Source organism: Enterococcus sp. AZ177 (assembly GCF_050544585.1).
GTDB lineage: Bacteria > Bacillota > Bacilli > Lactobacillales > Enterococcaceae > Enterococcus_L > Enterococcus_L plantarum.
Genome location: NZ_CP172944.1, coordinates 2,021,316 through 2,042,234, shown reverse-complemented (window position 1 = coordinate 2,042,234; position 20,919 = coordinate 2,021,316). Strand labels below are relative to the sequence as shown.

The following is a 20,919-nucleotide window of genomic DNA, read 5'->3' as shown; positions in this document are numbered from 1 at the left end:
TGATGTGATCGAAGCGTAGTGTAGTGATTGCTTTTGCTTCCACCGTTTATTCGTATCTGGTGTGTGAAACAAAAGTGATTTTACTTTTGTCCCACGTCCCTTTTTTTATAAAATTTAGCGCTGTAAATTATACTTAAGATAACAAGGTTAACTGAATAATTTGTGAAAAAGATCAGTTGGTGTTATTCTAAGAATATGGAATAACTGATGGAAGGAGCAAGAAGATGACAGGTGGAGAGGTTGCAGCGATTATCGCTGCAGTAGCGTTTGCTGTATTAGTGGTATTTATTGTTTTAGTATTGATGAAAATCAGTAAGACTGTAGAGAAAGTTACTACTACGGTTGATGAAGCAAATAAAACGATTGAGGTTGTAACGAAAGATGTTGATATTTTATCTAGGCAAGTCGAGGGACTTTTAGTGAAAAGTAATGAGTTGCTAGATGATGTTAATAAAAAAGTTGCGACGATTGACCCATTGTTCGAAGCAGTGGCAGAGTTAAGTGAAAGTGTTTCCGAATTAAACTTTTCTAGCAGAAATTTACTTGGAAAAGTAGGGGCAGTCGGAAAGACGACAGCTAAAGCTGGTGTCGTCAGTAAAGTAGGCGGAGCGGCATTTAGAGCATTCCGTCCAAAAAATCACCCAAAACAAGTGAAACAATAAAATAATAAAAGATAATGGAGGAATAAACATGGCGAAAAAAGGCGGATTTTTTATAGGAGCAATTATTGGTGGAACAGCAGCGGCAGTAGCAGCACTTTTGTTGGCACCAAAATCAGGTAAAGAGTTACGTGAAGATCTAGCAAATCAAGCAGATGATTTTAAAGAAAAAGCAACGGATTATACAGATTACGCTGTGCAAAAAGGTTCTGAGTTATCATCGATTGCTAAAGAAAAAGCTAGCGTGCTAGGTGAACAAGCAGGTGATTTAGCTGGAAATGTTAAAGATAAGACAAAAGATTCATTAGACAAGGCGCAAGGCGTTTCAGATACAGTTTTAGAATCGTTCAAAAAACAAACAGATGATTTGTCTGATCGTTTTAAAAAGGCAGCGCAAGATGTAAACGATCAAGTCGATGAATTAGGTGACATCGCAGAAGACGCTTCTGACGATATCTTTATTGATGTTAAAGAATCAGCGCAAAAAGCTAAAGAGACTGTTTCAGAAGGTGTTGCTGAAGCAAAAGAAGCAACAAAAGATGTTCCAGAAAAAGCAGAAGAAGCAAAAAAAGATACAAAGAAGGCTGTTAAAGAAACAGTTGAAGATGTTAAAGGTAAATAACAGTAAAAAGCAAAGCCCGCATTCGCACAAGGATGTGGGCTTTGCTTTTTGTTATTCGATGATTATTAATTCTTTTGATGTTTTTGTAAATGCTTCACAGCCATTTTTAGTCACATGTAAACAGTCTTCAATACGCACACCGACTTTTCCAGGTATATAAATCCCTGGTTCAATTGAGAAGCACATCCCTTCTTCAATCACCAAATCATTTCCAGTTACTAAAGAAGGGTATTCATGAACAGTAGTACCAATACCATGACCCAAACGATGATTGAAATAGTCGCCATAGCCATAACCACTGATCACGCCACGAGCAACATCGTCTAATTCACCAGCAGTAACGCCAGGTTTAACCGCATCCATAGCCTTTAATTGTGCTTCCAATACGATTGAATAGATTTCTTTTTGGAAATCAGTTGGTTCTTTGTATGCAACTGTTCGAGTAACGTCACTGCAATAGCCATTATAAACAACACCTAAATCAAATAAAACCAAGTCTTGCTTCGCAACAGCCGTATTTCCAGGATTACCGTGAGGACTTGCTGCGTTTTTTCCAGTTAGAACTAAAGTATCAAAGCTCATTGAACGAATACCTTGACGTTTCAGCTGATATTCGATTTCAGCGAGAATTTCTTGTTCTTTAGCCCCTTCCTTAATGGCTTTGAAGCCAATCTCTAAAGCGACATCTGCCCAATCCCCAGCTTCCATTAGTTTCGTTACTTCAGATGGTGTTTTAAGTAATTGTAATTTTTCAATAATTGGAGTGACACTAGCTGAAAAATCGCTATTTGAAAAATAATTAGTTAAAATATCAAAACGGCTGACCGTTAAAGAGTCTTTTTCAGTTGCAATTTTACTTGGATTTCCATTCTTTTTGATCAATTGAGCAATTTTTTCCCAAGGGTTTTCACTATCAAGATATCCATAGACAGGATAAGACCATGAGCTTTTTTCAGCATCTTCAACTTCTAAAGCTGGGGTAAATAGAAAAGGATCATGGTTTAATGAGATAAATAAAGCTAACACTCGTTCATGAGGATCACTTTTGTAGCCAGAAAAATAGGCAATATGTCCAGGATCACTAATATAAGTGAGGTCAATATTCTCGTTGGCCATCCATTTTTTTAATTCATTCATTTTTTCTTGATTCATAAATATCCTTCTTTCTGTTAAGGCTGATTACTGTAAAACTTATCTTTATCATACCACGAAATTGTGTAAAGCGCTTTTTGAAATGTAGAGTAAATTTTCATGAAAATAGGATAAAACGGTTGCAATAATAAAAAAACTCTGCTATTCTTAGTGAGAAATGTAAACAGCGTTTTCAGAAAATGAAAACAACTATAAATATTTAGGAGAATTAACATGGAAAAACAAACAATTACTATTTATGATGTTGCTCGTGAAGCAAATGTATCCATGGCGACTGTATCTCGTGTAGTTAACGGCAATCCCAATGTGAAGCCAGCTACACGCAAAAAAGTGTTAGAAGTAATTGACCGCTTAGACTATCGTCCCAATGCTGTAGCTCGTGGTTTAGCTAGTAAGAAGACAACGACTGTAGGAGTTATTATACCTGACGTGAGTAATGTCTTTTTTGCTTCATTAGCTCGAGGAATCGATGACGTTGCTACAATGTACAAATATAATATTATTTTGGCAAACTCTGACAGTAATGATCAAAAAGAAGTTAATGTATTGAATAATCTGTTGGCAAAACAAGTGGATGGAATCATCTTTATGGGACACCATATTACAGATGAAATTCGTGGCGAGTTTTCACGTTCTAAAACACCTGTTGTTTTAGCTGGTTCAATCGATCCAGATGAACAGGTTGGTAGCGTAAATATTGATTATACAGAAGCAACAAAAGATGCTACAAATCTATTAGCTAAAAACGGCAATAAAAAAATTGCTTTTGTTAGTGGCGCATTGATTGATCCTATCAATGGTCAAAATCGCATCAAAGGCTATAAAGATGCATTAGCTGACAATGGCTTATCTTATAATGAAGGCTTGATTTTTGAAGCTGAATATAAGTTTAAAGCAGGTATCTCTTTAGCTGAACGTATCCGCAATAGTGGCGCGACAGCAGCTTATGTGACAGATGATGAATTAGCAATTGGTTTATTGGACGGAATGATTGATGCTGGTGTGAAAGTACCAGAAGAATTCGAAATCATCACAAGCAATAACTCACTGCTTACGGAAGTTTCTCGTCCGCGTCTTTCAAGTGTGACACAACCTTTATATGATATCGGTGCTGTAGCAATGCGTTTGTTAACGAAATTAATGAACAAAGAAGAGATCGAAGATAAAACAGTTACCTTACCTTATGGAATGGATCAAAAAGGTTCAACTAAATAAAAATTTTAAACACCTAGTTAAAGGATTCTTTTTGGCTAGGTGTTTATTTATCATTTAGAAAGTGAAGACGCAAAAATAAGTCAGCTATTTTTTTAGCTGACTTATTTTTATTAGTTACTATTACCGCTTGAAGTTGGCGTAGAATTTTCTTTCTTATCATCCTCTTTCTTCTTTTCTTCTTTTTTCTCAGAAGAAGAAGGTGGTGTTGAAGAGGAAGGCGTTTTTGGTGTTGCATAGCGGCCCCAATAGGCGCTATAGTTAGCATCTGATCCACCATAGCCAAATTTATATTGACTCTTCGGAGCACCATCTTTCGCATAGAAGGATTCGACATTTGGCCCAGGCGCAGTATAGGTTCCGCCATTATAGGTGAAAGTACCTGGTTTTTCTCCTGTGAAGCTTGAGACAGTTGATTTAATCACGTCTTTTGAAAGCGTGAATTTTTCACCAGCGCCGAATAAATCAGGTCTGACTGAATAGATTGCATTTGCCAAATTTGCTAAGTAGGCACTATTTTGATCACCACTATTTGGGCTCATTGCTGTTGGGTTATCATAACCTGTCCAAGAACCTAAGGTAATAGTCGGTGTTGAAACAACTAACCAAGCGTCTTTATAGGCATCGGTTGTTCCTGTTTTACCGACCCAATCCACATTGCCAAAAGCAGGATTAAGACCATTGATCATATTTTTGAAGGGAGTAGTTATCTTTGAATCTAAGACTGAACGCATCATATCATTCATGATAGAAGCCGTCGCTTCTGAATAGACTTGAACAGGTGCATCTTTATGTTCATAAATAACTTTTCCGCTATTATCAGTAATCTTATCGATCATATAGCCTTTTTGATATTGCCCTTTATTAGCGAGTGTTTGAAATCCATTTGTTTGAGTTAAAACAGTTGCTTCTATAGAACCTAAAGGCGCTGATTCGTAAGCCCATCCATCGTTAGCAGGGTAATTCATTTTGCTTAGATAGTTATTGTAAGCAAAATTATCATCGCCCATCTGTGCTTTCATCGCTTCATTTAGATGATAGACAGGAATATTATACGACCACTCTAATGAATGGCGAACAGTATCGAATGTGTTTGTTCCAGAATTTGTTGCATTTGTTAGCTCATCACCACTTCTGTATGACGTAGGATAATTGGCTAAGCGACTCTCTGAACCAACCATTCCCTGATCGATAGCAGGGCCATAAACTGAAATTGGTTTAATCGTAGAACCAACTTGTCTGAGGGTGTCTAATGCATGGTTGCTTTGGCTGACATTGAAGTCACGACCCGCTACAAATCCAATGATTCTACCTGTTTTATTGTCCATCAAAACATTCCCAGTCTCGACAAGTCCAGCACCATACCCATCATCTAACATATAACCATAGGTTGCAACAGCATTTTGCATGGTATCGTAAACGGTTTGATCGATTGTTGATTGAATCGTATAGCCTCTATTTTGAATTTCCTTTCGAGCTTGATCCTTGTATTGAGAAAGTCCTAGGTCATCTAATGTTTCTTTTTTTACCCCAGCTTTTTCTATATTGATATCCATTACGACATTCGTTGCTTGTTCCAATACGGCATTATATAAGTAGCCTTGAGTATTTTGATTAGATTCTTGTTGTGGTTGGAAATCTTGCTTTAAGTCATAGTTTTTCGCCGCTTCATATTCTTCTTTAGTAATGGCTTTTTCACGATACATACTGAATAAAACAAAATCTTTTCGTTTCATGCCATAGGCCATATTCTCGTCATCTTTTAAAGCGCCTGTATTGCTATATGGCGTATAGATGATCGGACTTTGTGGTAAACCTGCAATAAATGCGGCTTGAGGAAGTGTTAGATCATTGGCATTTTTACCAAATAAACCTTTCGCCGCTTCTTCAACACCTGCAATATTTTCCCCTTTGTTATTACGACCAAAAGGAGAAACATTTAGATATGTTGTCACGATTTCATCTTTTGAAAAATACTTTTCAATACGGTAGGCAAGTAGAATCTCATTTGCTTTTCGCTTGAATGTTGTTTCATCTGTCAAGATTTGTTGTTTGACTAACTGTTGTGTTAACGTCGATCCTCCAGATGAACCGCCTATACCTGTCGCGTCAGAAACGAGCGCTCGGATGACCGCTTTTGGAACGACTCCTTTATGTTCTTCAAAGTATTCATCCTCGGTAGAAATAATCGCCTTTTTCAAGAGTGGTGAGATGTGTTCTGAGTCAACTCTTGTTCTGACTAAATCGGATTTGATCATCGCAATATTTGTACCGTCAGCATAAGTCATTCGGGATACTTCGGAGATGTCACTAATTTCCGTTTGGAGTTCTTCTTTTGTTGGTGGTTGTGTATCTTCAACCAGAAAAGCAAAATACCCCATACCGATCCCAAGGCCTAAAGCGCCTCCTAATAATAGAACAACAACTGCAAAGACAAATAATGATTGCAGTACACGAATCACGACATTTATAGTTAAAAAAATCTTTTTCTTTTCTGGTCCTTTAGTAGAATGTTGTTCCGTTTTACGGGAATTATTCTGATTGTCCAAAAGCTTCACCTCAATATAATGATACATTCCGTGATATTATAGCAAAAAAAATCTATAATGAACAGTTGTTCAGTTATTTCTGGGTACTTAATCAAAAAAACTTACTATAAATGACTGAATAACCTTAGTTTTATTTTTTTAATCTATAAGAAAGTTTTACTTGTTTTTATAACTATTTTTACTTTTTAGTATTTTCTTTTAATCTAAAGAACACGATTTTTTCAATCAATTCTATTGGTAACTCCTGATCAAGAAAAAATCGAATGGCACCTTTACTTGTGGTGAATTTTGTTACTTCATTTTTGAATGCTTTGATTGCAGTTGGTGCTGGATAAAACCTAACATTAGCAAAGTGAACTAAATTCCCGTTTAAATAGAAGGTGGGCATGCCATAAGACATTTTTTCAGTTGCTTCTGGGATAAGTTGCTTGATAGTCGAATAGAGTAATTTTAGTTTAGCTTGGCGATTTTCTGGTGCGTTTGAGATATAGTCTTCAATAATGGGCATGGTATTTACCTACTTTTTTCATGGTTGATGTATTTAGTATACCATGGTGTCAGGAGTGGTGTATTCATTTTCATTCATAAAAATCAAGAAGGAAATAATGGTCTATCGCGACGAAATTTTTTCAGCTCTTAATGTAGATAAAAAGGATAGCTATATCGCAGATAGTACGTTAAAATTTAATCGAATGGTTCTTTTTTATAAACCATAGAATCATTTATTGAAAATCACAAAGAAGCAAAAATCGTCTTCAATCAACTAACATTAGGATATAAAAAAGTTAGGCGAGGTATATCTATAGTGCTAGGAAATTAAAGAACGCAAAGGAAAAAAATGAAATGATTGAGTTTTTGGGAAATGGAGTTAAATCTAAAGAATTATACCGAACAGATAGCTCTGTTAAAAAAGCGTTTAAACTAAAGGGGGGCTGAAGATGGATCAAGTGCAAAATTATATAGAGAACATTGAGGCAAAATGGCAAGATGCATATTTAAGATTAGCGAATGTTATTACGGAAAATATACCTGAAGGATTTGTCTTACGTTTACAATATGGGATGCCAACTTATGTTGTTCCACTAAGTGTTTTTTCAGAAGGATATTTAGGCAGATCGGACGAACCATTACCGTTTATTAGTTTAGCTGCTCAGAAAAAGCATCTATCTTTGTATCATATGGGAATCATGGGAAATAAAGAATTGTTGGCATGGTTTCAAGAAGAATATCAAAAGGTAGTTCCAACAAAACTAAATATGGGAAAGAGTTGTATCCGATTTACTAATCCAAACACAATTCCATATGAACTGATTGGGGAATTGATCGGAAAAATTTCAATGAAAGAATGGATTGCGAGTTATATTCATTTTACAGAAAAAAATAAGAAGTAGTTGTGCTTATTATAAGAGGCAAAAAGATTGTTTTTTCTGTTCGTTTCACGTACTCTTTTAAAGAATGGAAAATTTAGGAGGATCATTATGTTATTAGGTTCACATGTTAGCATGAGTGGGAAAAAAATGTTATTAGGTTCGGCAGAAGAAGCCGCAAGTTATAATGCAACAACATTTATGATTTATACGGGGGCACCGCAAAATACACGCCGTAAACCAATCGAAGAAATGAACATCGAAACAGGTCAAACATACATGGCTGAGCACAATCTGAGCAATATTGTGGTTCATGCTCCTTATATTATTAATCTAGGAAATACAATTAAAGTAGAGAATTTTGGATTTGCGACTTCATTTTTACGTCAAGAAATTGAACGTGCGCATGCATTAGGAGCAACGCAAATCACACTTCATCCAGGTGCTCACGTTGGAGCCGGCGTAGACGCTGGTCTGAAGCAGATTATCAAGGGACTTGATGAAGTATTATGGAAAGAGCAAATTCCGCAAATAGCACTTGAAACAATGGCAGGCAAAGGCACTGAATTGGGTCGTACCTTTGAAGAGTTGGCAACAATCATTGAAGGGGTTAAGTTAAATGAAAAGTTGTCTGTTACAATGGACACCTGTCATATCAATGATGCAGGTTACAACGTAAAAGATGATTTTGACGGAGTTTTGGAAGAATTTGATAAAATTATTGGATTAGATCGTTTGAAAGTAATCCATGTAAACGATTCAAAAAATCCGATGGGTTCTCATAAAGACCGTCATGCCAATATTGGTTTTGGAACAATTGGTTTTGATGCGTTAAATAAAGTTGTTCATCATGAAAAGTTAAAAGAATTACCTAAAATTTTAGAAACACCTTATGTCGGAGCGGATAAAAAAACGAGCAAAGCACCATATGGCTACGAAATTGCGATGCTAAAATCACAAAAATTTGATCCTGATTTATTGGAAAAAATTGAAGGGCAGTAGGCTCAATTTTACTCTTTAAAAAAAGCGAAAAAAAGCGGAAGTTGTCTTTTGAAAATTTCTTGTGAGGAATATGACAAAAGACCTTTTCTTTTTGGTCTGTTTCTAGTAAAATGATTTCTTGAGAGCAATTTGTCAAAAGAGGGATAAATCCCTCATTAAAAATAAGAAACGGTAAGTAAGATAAGAATAGTGACTGCACAACAAATCCGCAGAAGTTCTTGTCTGGCTTTTCTAATAGAAAGGAGAGTTTTATATGTCAACAGGTTTAGTAGTATTGATCGCGATTATCGCTTTATTAGTAGGTGCAGCAGGTGGATTTTTCCTTGCGCGCAAATATATGCAAGATTACTTTAAAAAGAATCCTCCCGTTAATGAGGATATGTTACGAATGATGATGATGTCTATGGGACAAAAACCTTCTGAGAAGAAGATTCGTCAAATGATGCAGCAAATGAAGAACCAAGGAGACAAATAAGTTTTTTTGCTGCTATTCAACATTCAAGAGTGCAACGGGCCGATTTTTTGGTCCGTTTTTTTGTACTTATTTTTTAATAAATGAAAGGAGTTGTACTGAAATGAGTAAACAACAAATAAATGATGTGAGCGCACAGTAGTCAATTTAGAAGAGGAGAATGTAAATGTCTATTTTTAAAAAGTTAGGGTGGTTTTTCAAACAAGAGAAAAAAAGCTATATCATTGGGGTTTTTTCATTGGTTATGGTAGCTCTTGTACAATTAGTTCCGCCAAAAGTAATCGGAATCGTGGTGGATGAGATCGCTGCAAAAAATCTGACGATAAAACCTATTTTATTTTGGGTCAGTATTTTATTAGCAGCAGCATTAGCACAATATATTTTTCGATATATTTGGAGGACGCACATTTGGGGTAGTGCAGCAAAGCTTGAAAAAGAGTTAAGACGGCAATTATTCCATCATTTTACAAAAATGGATACTGTTTTTTATCAGAAATACCGAACAGGTGATTTGATGGCTCATGCAACGAATGATTTAAATGCTATTCAGAATGTTGCAGGAGCAGGGATTCTAACCTTTGCAGATTCACTTATCACAGGTGGGGCCACGATTGTTGCGATGATTTTATTTGTGGATTGGCGTTTAACATTGATTGCATTGATTCCGTTACCATTATTGGCGGTCACGTCTAGAGTTTTAGGGTCGAAATTACATGATGCTTTCCGTGATTCACAAGCAGCCTTTTCAACAATCAACGACAAAACACAAGAGAGTATTACTGGAATAAAAGTTATCAAAACTTTTGGGCAAGAAAAAGAAGATATTCAAGATTTCACAGAAAAGATTGATGACGCGATTGTGAAAAACAAGCGCGTAAACTTTCTAGATGCTTTGTTTGATCCGTTTATTACGTTGATTATTGGGATTTCTTATGTTTTGACAATTATTATAGGCGGACGTTTTATTATGGAAGGCACGATCACGATCGGTCAGTTGATATCGTTTATCAGCTATATTGGGATGCTGGTTTGGCCGATGTTTGCCATTGGTCGTTTGTTCAATGTCTTGGAGCGAGGCAATGCAAGTTATGATCGTGTGAATGAGTTGCTGCATGAAAAAACACATATCATCGAGAAAAAAGATGCAATACAAACACCTGCTATAGGTCAGGTGTCGATGGAAATTACTCAGTTTACTTATCCTAAAGATGACCACGTAACGTTGGAACAAATCAACTTTACGATTGGTGTGGGAGAAACATTAGGCATCGTTGGTAAAACGGGAGCCGGAAAAACAACGATTTTAAAATTGTTGATGCGTGAATACGATCATTATCAAGGTCAAGTGACTTTTGGTGGGCATGACATAAAAGAGTATTCATTGGATGCGTTAATGAATTCAATGGGGTATGTTCCTCAAGATCATTTTCTGTTTTCAATGACTGTACGGGATAATATTCGTTTTGCTAATCCTGATTTTACAGAAGCAGAAGTGGAACAAGCAGCTGAAATGGCTTTTATAAATAATGAGATCAAAGCGTTTCCTAAAGGCTATGATACATTGGTTGGAGAACGAGGTGTTTCTTTATCAGCTGGTCAAAAACAACGGATTTCAATTGCTAGAGCGTTGATTGTCGATCCTGAATTATTGATTTTGGACGATGCTTTATCAGCGGTCGATGCTAAAACAGAAGAAGCAATCCTCTCTAATCTGAAAGAAGCAAGAAAAGAAAAAACAACGATTATTTCAGCCCATCGATTAAGTAGTGTTATGCACGCAAAAGAAATCATTGTCTTAGATGAAGGGAAAATCGTTGAACGTGGGACGCATCAAGAGCTATTAAGTCTTGCTGGATGGTATAAGCGCATGTGGGATAAACAACAATTAGAAGCGAAGATTGAAGGGAGTGAAGCATAATGGAAGAAAAATATGAATCAGAATGGACAAAATCGGTTCCGTTAAAAGAACAAGTCTCGATCGTCAAACGATTGCTAAAATTTGCACGGCCATTTCGGCGGACTTTTTTTACAGCGATTTTGTTTGCATTGATCCTATCAATTATCAATATTATTTTACCAAGAATCATTCAAACCTTCATGGATGATTATTTAACACCGAAAACGGCTACTAATCAAGTGATTCTCTTTTTTGCTGGGCTATATCTATTCGGTGTGATGGTTAAAAGTATCGTCTGGTTTTTCCAGTGGTTTTTATATTCCAATGCTTCGCTAAAAACCTATCAGTATATTCGTGTGAAGTTGTTTGAAAAGTTACAGACATTAGGGATGCGTTATTTCGATCAAACACCAGCGGGGTCGATTGTTTCACGTGTCACGAATGATACAGAAACGTTGTTTGAATTTTGGTATGTCTTTTTGATGGTGTTAACAGGAATTTTTGCCGTAATTTCATCCTTTATTGCGATGTTTCAAATCAGTGGGAAAATTGCGTTGTACAACTTGATTTTCTTACCTATTTTATTGATTGTGATTTGGTATTATCAAAAATTCAGTTCTAGAATCTATAGAAGTATGCGTGAAAAATTAAGTCAGTTGAATACAAAGTTAAACGAATATATATCAGGGATGCAAATCATTCAGCAATTTAGACAAGAACAACGTTTGGAAAAAGAATTCGAAGCGACCAATAATGATTATTTACAGACACGTTTTTCAATGATCAAAACGAATTCTTTGCTTTTGGGTCCAATCATTAATTTCCTCTATACGTTAGCGATTGGTTTGACATTGACTTTGTTTGGTTATGACGCACTACATTCTCCTGTTGAAGTTGGAATGATTTATGCTTTTGTGACCTATGTCCAAGCGTTCTTTAACCCGATGACACAAATGATGGATTTTCTAAGTGTTTTTACAGATGGGATGGTAGCTGGTAGTCGAATATTGAAAATCTTTGATAACGAAGAAGTCACACCACAGCAAAAAATCGGAGCTAATGCCGAAATTATCCGTGGGAAAATTGAGTTTCGTAATGTTAGTTTTTCTTATGATGGTCAGAATAATGTTTTAAATAATATCAGTTTTATTGCGAATCCTGGTGAGACAGTTGCATTGATTGGGCACACCGGGAGTGGTAAGAGCTCAATCATTAATGTTTTGATGCGATTCTACGAATTTTATGAAGGTGAAATCTTGATTGATGATCGGGATATTCGTGAGTACCCATTACCTGAATTAAGAAAAAAATTAGGGCTGGTTTTACAAGATGCTTTTATGTTTTATGGTGATATCGCTGGGAATATTCGAATGTTGAATCCAAAAATCACGGATGAACAAATTAAAGCCGCGGCAGAATTTGTTCAGGCAGATAAATTTATAGAAACTTTACCAAAAAAATACCATGCTAAAGTGATTGAACGAGGGGCAAGCTATTCTAGTGGTCAACGTCAGCTGATTTCATTTGCTAGAACAATTGTGACCGATCCAAAAATCCTTGTACTGGATGAAGCTACAGCGAATATCGATACGGAAACAGAAGGGCTGATTCAAGAAGGGTTAGCAAATATGCGTCAAGGTAGGACTACAATTGCAATTGCTCACCGATTATCTACTATTCGTGATGCCGATTTAATTTTAGTATTAGACAAAGGTCGGATCGTCGAACGCGGCAATCATGAACATTTATTAGCTCAAAATGGATTGTACGCAGATATGTATCAATTACAAAATAGTGAAGGATAAAAAAGAGCCTGAGAAAAGCGTTTAGCTCCTAGAAATAAGAAGAGATTCACGAAAATTACTTTTCAACTTTTTGTGAATTTCTGCCTATTTCGGACGCTATCAAATCTTAGTGCTTTAGCACATAGAATTTGATGCAATGGAAGCACAGCGTACTCGTTCCTTTTCCTTATCGTACAGTTAGATTTAGAGGTGACTTTTAAAGTTAGTTCTAAATCTTTTTTTTCTTATTAAAAGTAAGTACAAAAGAGATGCTATCCAAAAAAAAGCATGCTATAATAAAAAACGAAATAAATTTATTTTGAAAATACCATCATTGGGCAGAAAGATAGACATTCAACTTGTTAAGTTGTAAAGTAAATGTACTTGAAAAATTCGGAGGGTGAAATGACTTATGTATGATGTAATTATAATTGGGGCAGGGCCTGCTGGAATGACTGCAGCGCTATATGCGTCACGTTCTAATCTTTCGGTATTGATGATTGAACGCGGTGCGCCTGGCGGACAAATGAACAACACAGCTGAAGTAGAAAACTATCCAGGTTTTGATTCAATCATGGGACCTGAGTTAGCTTATAAAATGTACGAAAACGTCGAAAAATTTGGGACTGAAAATGCCTACGGTATTGTGATGGATATCAAAGATCAAGGTACCTACAAAGAAGTTATTTGTGATGATAAAACGTATCAAGCGAAAACTGTAATCATTGCGACAGGTTGTGAACATCGTAAATTAGGTGTGAAGGGCGAAGAAGAATTTGCAGGACGCGGTGTTTCTTATTGTGCTGTATGTGATGGGGCCTTTTTCCGCAATAAAAAACTTTTAGTGATTGGTGGCGGGGATTCAGCGGTTGAAGAAGCGATTTATTTAACACAATTTGCTTCAGAAGTTGTGATTGTGCATCGTCGAGATGAACTACGTGCACAAAAAATCATCCAAGATCGTGCGTTTGCCAATGAAAAAATTTCTTTTGAATGGAATACTGTTTTAGAAGAAATCGTTGGGAATGATATGGTCGTGACAGGTGGACAATTAAGAAATATCCTAACCGATGAAGTGAAGGAAATTGAAGCAGATGGTGTCTTTATCTATGTTGGACTTGATCCATTGACTGAGCCATTCAAAAAATCTGGTTTAACAAATGCAGAAGGCTGGATTGAAACAGATCAAGATATGAAAACAAGTATGCCTGGTGTATTTGCTATTGGAGACGTTCGTGAAAAAACATTACGTCAAATCACGACAGCAGTAGGCGAAGGCGGAATTGCAGGACAACAAGTTTATAAATATATTGAAGATATGACTGAGGCGGAAGAATCCTCGTTATAATTTTGGTTGATCAAGAGCTAGGTCAAAACTTATTAAGTTTTGGCTTAGCTCTTTTTTCGTACAAAAAAACTTTTTTAATCATCTAATTAGTCTAGCTTTATTCGTTATGAAAATGTATCCGCTTCTTGTAGTCAATCAGCCAATGCCTTAAACAATATAAAAGAACCAACCAATACCGCGACAAGAATGAAGGCGTTACCGTTGTCGTGTCCAACTTACGTATGGATGTGGGTGACCGATCCAAGTAAAGTCACACAAGCAGACGTTTAATTCAATGAAAAATACAAAGAATACCTAGATATTTTGACGAAACCAGAAAAGGGTTTGGTTGGCGAGTATTTTCAAACAATTACAGGAGAACTGAAAACAGGGAAGCCATTAACGGGTTTAGAAAAAGCGTAACGGTGGTCGACCATCGCAAGTGCGATCACAACCATAGCAATTGGTGCTTATTATGGAGGAAAAGACTTTACTGGTAAAGGGACAAATGCACCGAAAAACAACTATAATTTGTTGGTTTTTTCTTTTGACAATTGTAAAAATATGAACTATGATGGTTAAGGACTAATAACTGAATAATTGTTAGGTGAGGCTCCTATTTGGACACAAGCTACTGCCGCGAAAGAATCGAGAGACTCTTAGTTGGTTGAACAGGAATGATCGTGAAGGTTATTCATAATGTAGCTGATAAGAAATTATCTACGCCCTATAGTGCTAAAGCTCAACGATAGAGAAACTGTTATTTATGTTGCTATTTCACGCACACTCTATTGTTGAGTGTGCGTTTTTGCTGTGAATCACAGCGATTAGCTACGCCAGAGCTGATGATGAACAGTACTTGGCGACCATAGGGAGCGAAGTTCCGCAAAAAGAAACAAGCGTGTAGAAGGAAAACAGAAGCTAGTAAACAAAAAGTTTAAGAACAGAAGAACGTACTGGCTACGCCAGAGCTGATGATGAACAGTACTTGGCGACCATAGGGAGCGAAGTTCCGCAAAAAGAAACAAGCGTGTAGAAGGAAAACAGAAGCTAGTAAACAAAAAGTTTAAGAACAGAAGAACGTATTGGCTACGCCAGAGCTGATGATGAACAGTACTTGGCGACCATAGGGAGCGAAGTTCCGCAAAAAGAAACAAGCGTGTAGAAGGAAAACAGAAGCTAGTAAACAAAAAGTTTAAGAACAGAAGAACGTACTGGCTACGCCAGAGCTGATGATGAACAGTACTTGGCGACTGCAAGGAGAGAAGTTCCGCAGAAAGAACCAAACAGCTAGAAGAAAAACCAGATAGTAAAAAAAGTACAAGGAACAGTCTGCAGGATAGTAAAATACCCACCTAACAAAAAATCCATCGTTCCAAAATAAACGAAAGAGAGGAAGAGTCACATGGAAGACCCCAGTCAGACGAGAAATAAATTAAATGTAGCCTTAATCTTGAAGACGATGGAAATGAAATGATTTTTTCTTTCCCTTCAAACAGATGAAGCAAAGGAGGAAAAGAAAATGATGAATAAAAAAATAGTAGATACAAAGAAAACAACAAAAGACCAAGAATTAAGAAAATTAGCAATGCTTTCTGAACGTGAATTGATGATGGAACTACGGACATCAGAAAATGGGTTATCTGAAGAAGATGCAAAGAATCGTTTGGAAGAATATGGACCAAATGAAGTATCCGCACAGAAGCCAACTCCAGCAATTATCATGTTTTTAGAAGCATTTAAAGATCCATTTGTTTATGTTTTAGCTTTATTGATGGTCGTTTCAGCTGCAACAAAAGATTTTGAAGCAGCACTTGTGATGGGAATCATGATTTTAGCTAGTGTTATTATTGCCTTTATTCAAGAATATCGTTCCCAAAAAGCGAGTTTGAATCTAAAAGAACTTATCGAAAATACGACTGCTGTAACACGTGCTGGTCAAACGAAAGAAATTCCAATGGACGAAGTTGTACCTGGGGATCTTGTAACGCTTGCGACGGGTGATATGATCCCAGCAGATGCTGTGTTGATTTGGACAAAGGATTTATTTATTAATCAATCTTCTCTAACAGGGGAGTCAATGCCAGTAGAAAAATTTGTGGATGCAGGTATTGATAAAAATTCAGAATCTGTTTCCGCCTTAGATATGCAGGACTTGATTTTTATGGGAACTGACGTATTGAGTGGACAAGGAAAAGCGATTATCTTAAAGACTGGACAAAATACTTTTTTTGGTGATATTGCTAAAAATGCTACGACACAACGTGGAAAGACTTCTTTTGATATTGGTTTGACAAAGGTGAGTAAATTTTTACTAAGAATGGTGATGATTCTGTTTCCAATCGTTTTTTTGATCAATGGCATTACAAAAGGTGAATGGGGCGAAGCGTTTTTCTTCGCAATTGCAGTTGCTGTTGGATTAACGCCTGAAATGTTGCCAATGATCGTAACGAGTAACCTAGCAAAAGGGGCATTAAGTTTATCCAAACATAAAGTCATTGTGAAAGAATTACCTTCTATTCAAAATTTAGGTAGTATGGATATTCTTTGCACCGACAAGACCGGTACGATTACAGAAGACAAAGTTGTTTTGGTTCAACACTTAGATCCACTAGGCGAACTTAATAATCAAGTTCTAGATATGGCTTATCTAAATTCTCACTACCAAACTGGTTGGAAAAACTTGATGGACGTCGCTGTGATCAACTTTTATGAGGAAAATAAAAATCACAGTCCATATCATTCCGTGACAAAACTTGATGAAATTCCGTTTGATTTTTCTCGTCGTCGTTTAACGGTGGTGGTCAATGCAGATGGTCATCAATTTATGATCACTAAAGGGGCAGTAGAAGAGATGGAAGCAGTTTGTACACATGCTGAAATCAATGGAGAGATCGTACCGTTAACACCTGAATTACAAAAAAGAATGCGTGAAGTCAATATTCGTATGAATGAACAAGGTATGCGCGCTTTAGCAGTTGCTGTTAAAAAAGATGTGCATAGTGAAGCCATTTATAGTGTTGAAGATGAGCAAGGAATGACGCTGATCGGTTTTATGGGATTTTTAGATCCAGCCAAAAAATCAGCGATCACTGCAATCAAATCCTTACACGAACATGGCGTCAATGTAAAAGTTTTAACCGGTGATAATGATATTGTTGCTAAAAAGGTTTGTAGGGATGTAGGAATTGAAGTGTCTCATGTTGTACTTGGCTCTGATATCGATAATATGTCGGATGAACAAATGAAAGACGAAGTCGAAAAAACCAATTTATTTGCCAAATTAAATCCGATGCAAAAGTCTCGAATTATTGAAACACTGCAAGGGAATGGTCATACAGTCGGTTTCATGGGAGATGGAATCAATGATGCACCAGCACTTCGTAAAGCAGATGTAGGAATTTCAGTTGATACAGCAGCTGATATTACGAAAGATGCTAGTTCAATCATTCTGTTGGAAAAAAGTTTGAACGTTTTAGAAGATGGCGTGATAGAAGGGCGAAAAGTCTTTAGTAATATGATGAAATATATTAAAATCACGATCAGTTCTAACTTTGGAAATGTTTTTTCAATTTTGATTGCAAGTGCCTTTTTACCATTTCTACCAATGCTTTCGATTCAATTACTGATTCAAAATCTAATCTATGATATCGCGCAATTAGCTATTCCTTGGGATAATGTAGATGAAGAAGATCTACTGAAACCTGTACGTTGGGAAACGAATGGCTTGATGAAGTTTACCTTATGTATTGGTCCAGTAAGTAGTATCTTTGATATCATGACCTACCTCGTAATGTGGTTTGTCTTTAGTGCGAATACAATCGGAAGCCAACATTTGTTCCAAACAGGTTGGTTCGTGGTTGGCTTGGTTAGTCAAACATTAGTTGTGCAAATGGTCCGGACAAGAAAGTTACCATTTATCCAAAGTATCGCATCAACTGCAGTAATTCTTTCCAGCTTAGGAGCAGTGGTTTTAGGATTATTGATTGTCTTAACACCAATTCGGGAGTTTTTCGACTTTGTGAAACTTCCAGCTAATTATTGGGGCTGGTTCATTTTGATCATTGTACTATATTTAATTACAGTGGAAGTTGCTAAAAGACTTTATATTCATATGACCAAAGAGTGGATTTAATTCAAAAAAAGACAAAGTTCATTTTTTTAAAGAGCAGTTTTTATCGAAATTAAGATTTTGATTCATTCATTTACAACAAACTATTTAAGTGCAAATGCCGAAATTTTTTTTTGTGATTGAAGTTGTTATTCGTAAAGAATGAAGAAAAACTATTTTTAAATTATGAATATTCGTTTTTTAAAGAACAAAGACAAAATACACCAATTTTTGTCTTTGTTCTTTTTCTTATGTTTTGGAAAAGTATGTTCATTTTTCAGTAAATAATGTCTAACTTGTGAATTTTCTGTAGCATAACAATGAACTGGATGACTATAACAGCCTGTTGTCAAAAGATATGATTAGGAAAGCCATTTGTAAAACGGTTTCCTGTTTGTGATTTTAATCACTAACCTTTGATACGAAAGGTTTCAAGTATTTTAATCAAATTTAAAGAAATGCTCACTTTTTACTTGCTCTTTTGTCTGTTTAGTGATAATTTGTAAGAGTAGTCGATAAAAAGTAATACAGTTTTTAACGCTGTTTTACCTTTTACGAAAAAAAGAAACGTAACAGAGAGGATTGTGTGACAAAATGGCAAAGGCAAAGAAACAAAAACCTATTGACTTTAAAGCACTTATGGAAAAAGTCGACGCTGATTTCCCAACATTTCAAATTTTAGATAAAGATGGGAAAATCGTAAACAAAGACGCTGTACCAGATTTATCAGATGACGAATTAGTAGAATTAATGACTCGTATGGTTTGGTCGCGTGTGTTAGACCAACGCTCAACTGCTTTGAACCGTCAAGGTCGTCTAGGCTTCTTCGCACCAACAGCTGGACAAGAAGCAAGCCAATTAGCAAGTCAATTTGCGATGGAAAAAGAAGATTACCTATTACCAGGTTACCGTGATGTACCTCAATTAGTTCAACACGGCTTACCATTAACAGAAGCATTTTTATGGTCTCGTGGCCACGTAGCAGGTAACCACTACGCACCAGAATTAAATGCTCTACCACCACAAATCATTATTGGTGCGCAATACATCCAAGCAGCAGGAGTTGCTTTAGGGATGAAAAAACGAGGCAAGAAAAACGTTGTCTTCACTTATACAGGTGATGGCGGTTCTTCACAAGGTGATTTCTATGAAGCAATCAACTTTGCAGGAGCGTATCATGCAAACGGCGTGTTCATCATCCAAAACAATGGTTTTGCGATTTCAACACCTCGTGAAAAACAAACAGCAGCTAAAACTTTAGCACAAAAAGCTGTAGCTGCAGGAATCCCAGGAATCGTCGTTGACGGAATGGACCCATTAGCGGTTTATGCAATTGCAAAAGAAGCACGTGAATGGTCTGCAAATGGCAATGGTCCTGTATTGATCGAAACATTAACTTACCGTTATGGTCCACATACATTATCAGGTGATGATCCAACTCGTTACCGTTCAAAAGATATGGATGACGAATGGGTACAAAAAGATCCATTAGTTCGTTTCCGTAAATATCTTGAAGACAAAGGCTTATGGTCTGAAGAAAAAGAAAACGAAGTAATTGAAAAAACTAAAGAAGAAATTAAAGTAGCAATTGCAGAAGCAGATAAAGTTCCAAAACAAAAAGTATCTGATTTCTTGAAAAATATGTTTGAAGTTCAACCACAAAACATTAAAGAACAAATTGCATTCTACGAAGCGAAGGAGTCGAAATAATCATGGCACAAAAAACAATGATCCAAGCAATTACAGATGCCTTAGCTCTTGAATTAGAGAAAGACGAAAACGTACTGATCTTCGGTGAAGACGTTGGTAAAAACGGCGGAGTTTTCCGTGCAACTGAAGGCTTACAAGAAAAATTTGGCGAAGACCGTGTCTTCGATACTCCTTTAGCAGAATCTGGAATCGGTGGTTTGGCTTTTGGTTTAGCTTTAGAAGGATACCGTCCAGTTCCAGAAATCCAATTCTTTGGATTTGTATTTGAAGTATTTGATGAAATCGTAGGTCAAATGGCTCGTACTCGTTACCGTATGGGTGGAACTCGTAATATGCCTATTACTGTTCGTGCGCCATTTGGTGGTGGTGTGCATACACCAGAACTTCACTCTGATAACTTAGAAGGATTGATTGCTCAATCTCCTGGTATCCGTGTGGTTATTCCATCAAATCCATATGATGCAAAAGGACTATTGATTTCTGCAATCAGAAGCAATGACCCTGTTGTTTACCTAGAGCACATGAAATTGTACCGTTCATTCCGTGAGGAAGTGCCGGATGAAGCGTACGAAGTACCATTAGATAAAGCAGCTGTGACTCGTGAGGGTACTGATATTTCTATTATTACCTACGGTGCAATGGTTCGTGAAGCAATCAAAGCCGCTGACAACTTAGCAAAAGACAATATTTCTGTTGAAATCATTGACTTGCGCACTGTCGCTCCTTTAGATGTTGAAACAATCATCAAATCAGTTGAAAAAACTGGTCGCGTAGTCGTAGTTCAAGAAGCGCAAAAACAAGCTGGCGTTGGTGCTATGGTTGTTTCTGAGATTTCTGAACGTGCAGTATTATCATTAGAAGCGCCAATTGGCCGTGTATCTGCTCCAGATACAATCTTCCCATTTGGACAAGCAGAAAACATTTGGTTGCCAAATGCTAAAGATATCGAAGCGAAAGCTAGAGAAATCGCAGAATTTTAATTAGAAACTAAACAAATTTTATTTTAAAAACATGCCTTGATTTTCACGTGATATCTTATCACGTGGAAATTTAGC

14 protein-coding genes, 1 pseudogene and 1 riboswitch are annotated in these 20,919 nt (G+C 36.6%); of the genes and pseudogenes, 12 read left to right on the top strand and 3 right to left on the bottom strand.

Going from position 1 to position 20,919, the window contains the following annotated elements; all coding sequences use genetic code 11:
- The first annotated feature begins 224 nt into the window (after positions 1–224).
- Together IGJ34_RS09990 and IGJ34_RS09985 are read left to right on the top strand one after the other, a co-directional pair.
- On the top strand, positions 225–662 hold the full coding sequence (locus tag IGJ34_RS09990; protein ID WP_069655607.1) for a DUF948 domain-containing protein: 438 nt from the start codon (positions 225–227) through the stop codon (positions 660–662).
- A gap of 28 nt (positions 663–690) precedes the next feature.
- On the top strand, positions 691–1,281 hold the full coding sequence (locus IGJ34_RS09985) for a YtxH domain-containing protein (RefSeq protein WP_430597379.1): 591 nt from the start codon (positions 691–693) through the stop codon (positions 1,279–1,281).
- Positions 1,282–1,332: 51 nt separating this feature from the next.
- On the opposite strand, the gene IGJ34_RS09980 is transcribed toward IGJ34_RS09985, so the two are convergent.
- Complete coding sequence (locus tag IGJ34_RS09980) at positions 1,333–2,433, bottom strand: aminopeptidase P family protein (protein WP_111247148.1); 1,101 nt, start codon at positions 2,431–2,433, stop codon at positions 1,333–1,335.
- Positions 2,434–2,646: 213 nt separating this feature from the next.
- On the opposite strand from IGJ34_RS09980, the gene ccpA reads away from it, so the two are divergent.
- Positions 2,647–3,648 carry a catabolite control protein A gene (gene ccpA, locus IGJ34_RS09975; protein ID WP_069655610.1) on the top strand — a complete coding sequence of 334 codons (1,002 nt, stop codon included), beginning with the start codon at positions 2,647–2,649 and terminating at the stop codon, positions 3,646–3,648.
- 110 nt (positions 3,649–3,758) lie between these two features.
- Here the strand turns inward: ccpA and IGJ34_RS09970 are convergent, their stop codons facing one another.
- Complete coding sequence (locus tag IGJ34_RS09970; RefSeq protein WP_069655611.1) at positions 3,759–6,221, bottom strand: transglycosylase domain-containing protein; 2,463 nt, start codon at positions 6,219–6,221, stop codon at positions 3,759–3,761.
- 151 nt (positions 6,222–6,372) lie between these two features.
- Positions 6,373–6,702, bottom strand: a complete 330-nt coding sequence (locus tag IGJ34_RS09965; RefSeq protein WP_430597378.1) for an iron chaperone — start codon at positions 6,700–6,702, stop codon at positions 6,373–6,375.
- 430 nt (positions 6,703–7,132) lie between these two features.
- Between IGJ34_RS09965 and IGJ34_RS09960 the strand changes: the two genes are divergently transcribed.
- The 9 genes and pseudogenes from IGJ34_RS09960 (at position 7,133) to IGJ34_RS09920 (ending at position 20,844) form a co-directional block, all read left to right on the top strand.
- Entirely contained in the window at positions 7,133–7,585 is a 453-nt protein-coding gene (locus IGJ34_RS09960) for a DUF1801 domain-containing protein (protein WP_430597377.1), read from the top strand.
- A gap of 87 nt (positions 7,586–7,672) precedes the next feature.
- Positions 7,673–8,563, top strand: coding sequence for a deoxyribonuclease IV (locus IGJ34_RS09955; RefSeq protein WP_430597376.1), 891 nt, complete (start codon positions 7,673–7,675; stop codon positions 8,561–8,563).
- Positions 8,564–8,816: 253 nt separating this feature from the next.
- Positions 8,817–9,038, top strand: a complete 222-nt coding sequence (locus IGJ34_RS09950) for a YneF family protein (protein WP_069633758.1) — start codon at positions 8,817–8,819, stop codon at positions 9,036–9,038.
- A gap of 163 nt (positions 9,039–9,201) precedes the next feature.
- The gene (locus IGJ34_RS09945; protein WP_430597375.1) at positions 9,202–10,953 is read left to right on the top strand and encodes an ABC transporter ATP-binding protein; all 1,752 of its coding nucleotides are present in this window, start codon (positions 9,202–9,204) and stop codon (positions 10,951–10,953) included.
- Positions 10,953–12,737: an ABC transporter ATP-binding protein gene (locus tag IGJ34_RS09940; RefSeq protein ID WP_069655615.1), complete on the top strand. Its 1,785-nt coding sequence runs from the start codon at positions 10,953–10,955 to the stop codon at positions 12,735–12,737. Before IGJ34_RS09945 ends, IGJ34_RS09940 begins: the two co-directional genes overlap by 1 nt.
- A 391-nt stretch (positions 12,738–13,128) precedes the next feature.
- Positions 13,129–14,064: a thioredoxin-disulfide reductase gene (gene trxB, locus IGJ34_RS09935; RefSeq protein WP_206848172.1), complete on the top strand. Its 936-nt coding sequence runs from the start codon at positions 13,129–13,131 to the stop codon at positions 14,062–14,064.
- Positions 14,065–14,635: 571 nt separating this feature from the next.
- A riboswitch (M-box (ykoK) riboswitch) is annotated at positions 14,636–14,804 on the top strand.
- A 749-nt stretch (positions 14,805–15,553) separates the two neighbouring features.
- A pseudogene (gene mgtA, locus IGJ34_RS09930) lies at positions 15,554–18,178 on the top strand (magnesium-translocating P-type ATPase); the annotation flags it as partial.
- Between the two features lie 570 nt (positions 18,179–18,748).
- A complete protein-coding gene (pdhA, locus tag IGJ34_RS09925; protein ID WP_010764467.1) occupies positions 18,749–19,864 on the top strand; it encodes a pyruvate dehydrogenase (acetyl-transferring) E1 component subunit alpha in 1,116 nt (371 codons plus the stop codon).
- A gap of 2 nt (positions 19,865–19,866) precedes the next feature.
- Entirely contained in the window at positions 19,867–20,844 is a 978-nt protein-coding gene (locus IGJ34_RS09920) for an alpha-ketoacid dehydrogenase subunit beta (RefSeq protein ID WP_069655618.1), read from the top strand.
- Positions 20,845–20,919 lie beyond the last annotated feature (75 nt).

Excerpts from the sequence above, each read along its gene's own strand:
- ccpA (WP_069655610.1), top strand. The coding sequence starts at position 2,647 with ATGGAAAAACAAACAATTACTATTTATGATGTTGCTCGTGAAGCAAAT.
- IGJ34_RS09990 (WP_069655607.1), top strand. The coding sequence starts at position 225 with ATGACAGGTGGAGAGGTTGCAGCGATTATCGCTGCAGTAGCGTTTGCT.
- IGJ34_RS09960 (WP_430597377.1), top strand. The coding sequence starts at position 7,133 with ATGGATCAAGTGCAAAATTATATAGAGAACATTGAGGCAAAATGGCAA.
- IGJ34_RS09970 (WP_069655611.1), bottom strand. The coding sequence starts at position 6,221 with ATGTATCATTATATTGAGGTGAAGCTTTTGGACAATCAGAATAATTCC.
- IGJ34_RS09980 (WP_111247148.1), bottom strand. The coding sequence starts at position 2,433 with ATGAATCAAGAAAAAATGAATGAATTAAAAAAATGGATGGCCAACGAG.
- IGJ34_RS09985 (WP_430597379.1), top strand. The coding sequence starts at position 691 with ATGGCGAAAAAAGGCGGATTTTTTATAGGAGCAATTATTGGTGGAACA.
- IGJ34_RS09965 (WP_430597378.1), bottom strand. The coding sequence starts at position 6,702 with ATGCCCATTATTGAAGACTATATCTCAAACGCACCAGAAAATCGCCAA.
- IGJ34_RS09920 (WP_069655618.1), top strand. The coding sequence starts at position 19,867 with ATGGCACAAAAAACAATGATCCAAGCAATTACAGATGCCTTAGCTCTT.
- IGJ34_RS09950 (WP_069633758.1), top strand. The coding sequence starts at position 8,817 with ATGTCAACAGGTTTAGTAGTATTGATCGCGATTATCGCTTTATTAGTA.
- trxB (WP_206848172.1), top strand. The coding sequence starts at position 13,129 with ATGTATGATGTAATTATAATTGGGGCAGGGCCTGCTGGAATGACTGCA.
- IGJ34_RS09945 (WP_430597375.1), top strand. The coding sequence starts at position 9,202 with ATGTCTATTTTTAAAAAGTTAGGGTGGTTTTTCAAACAAGAGAAAAAA.
- pdhA (WP_010764467.1), top strand. The coding sequence starts at position 18,749 with ATGGCAAAGGCAAAGAAACAAAAACCTATTGACTTTAAAGCACTTATG.
- IGJ34_RS09955 (WP_430597376.1), top strand. The coding sequence starts at position 7,673 with ATGTTATTAGGTTCACATGTTAGCATGAGTGGGAAAAAAATGTTATTA.
- IGJ34_RS09940 (WP_069655615.1), top strand. The coding sequence starts at position 10,953 with ATGGAAGAAAAATATGAATCAGAATGGACAAAATCGGTTCCGTTAAAA.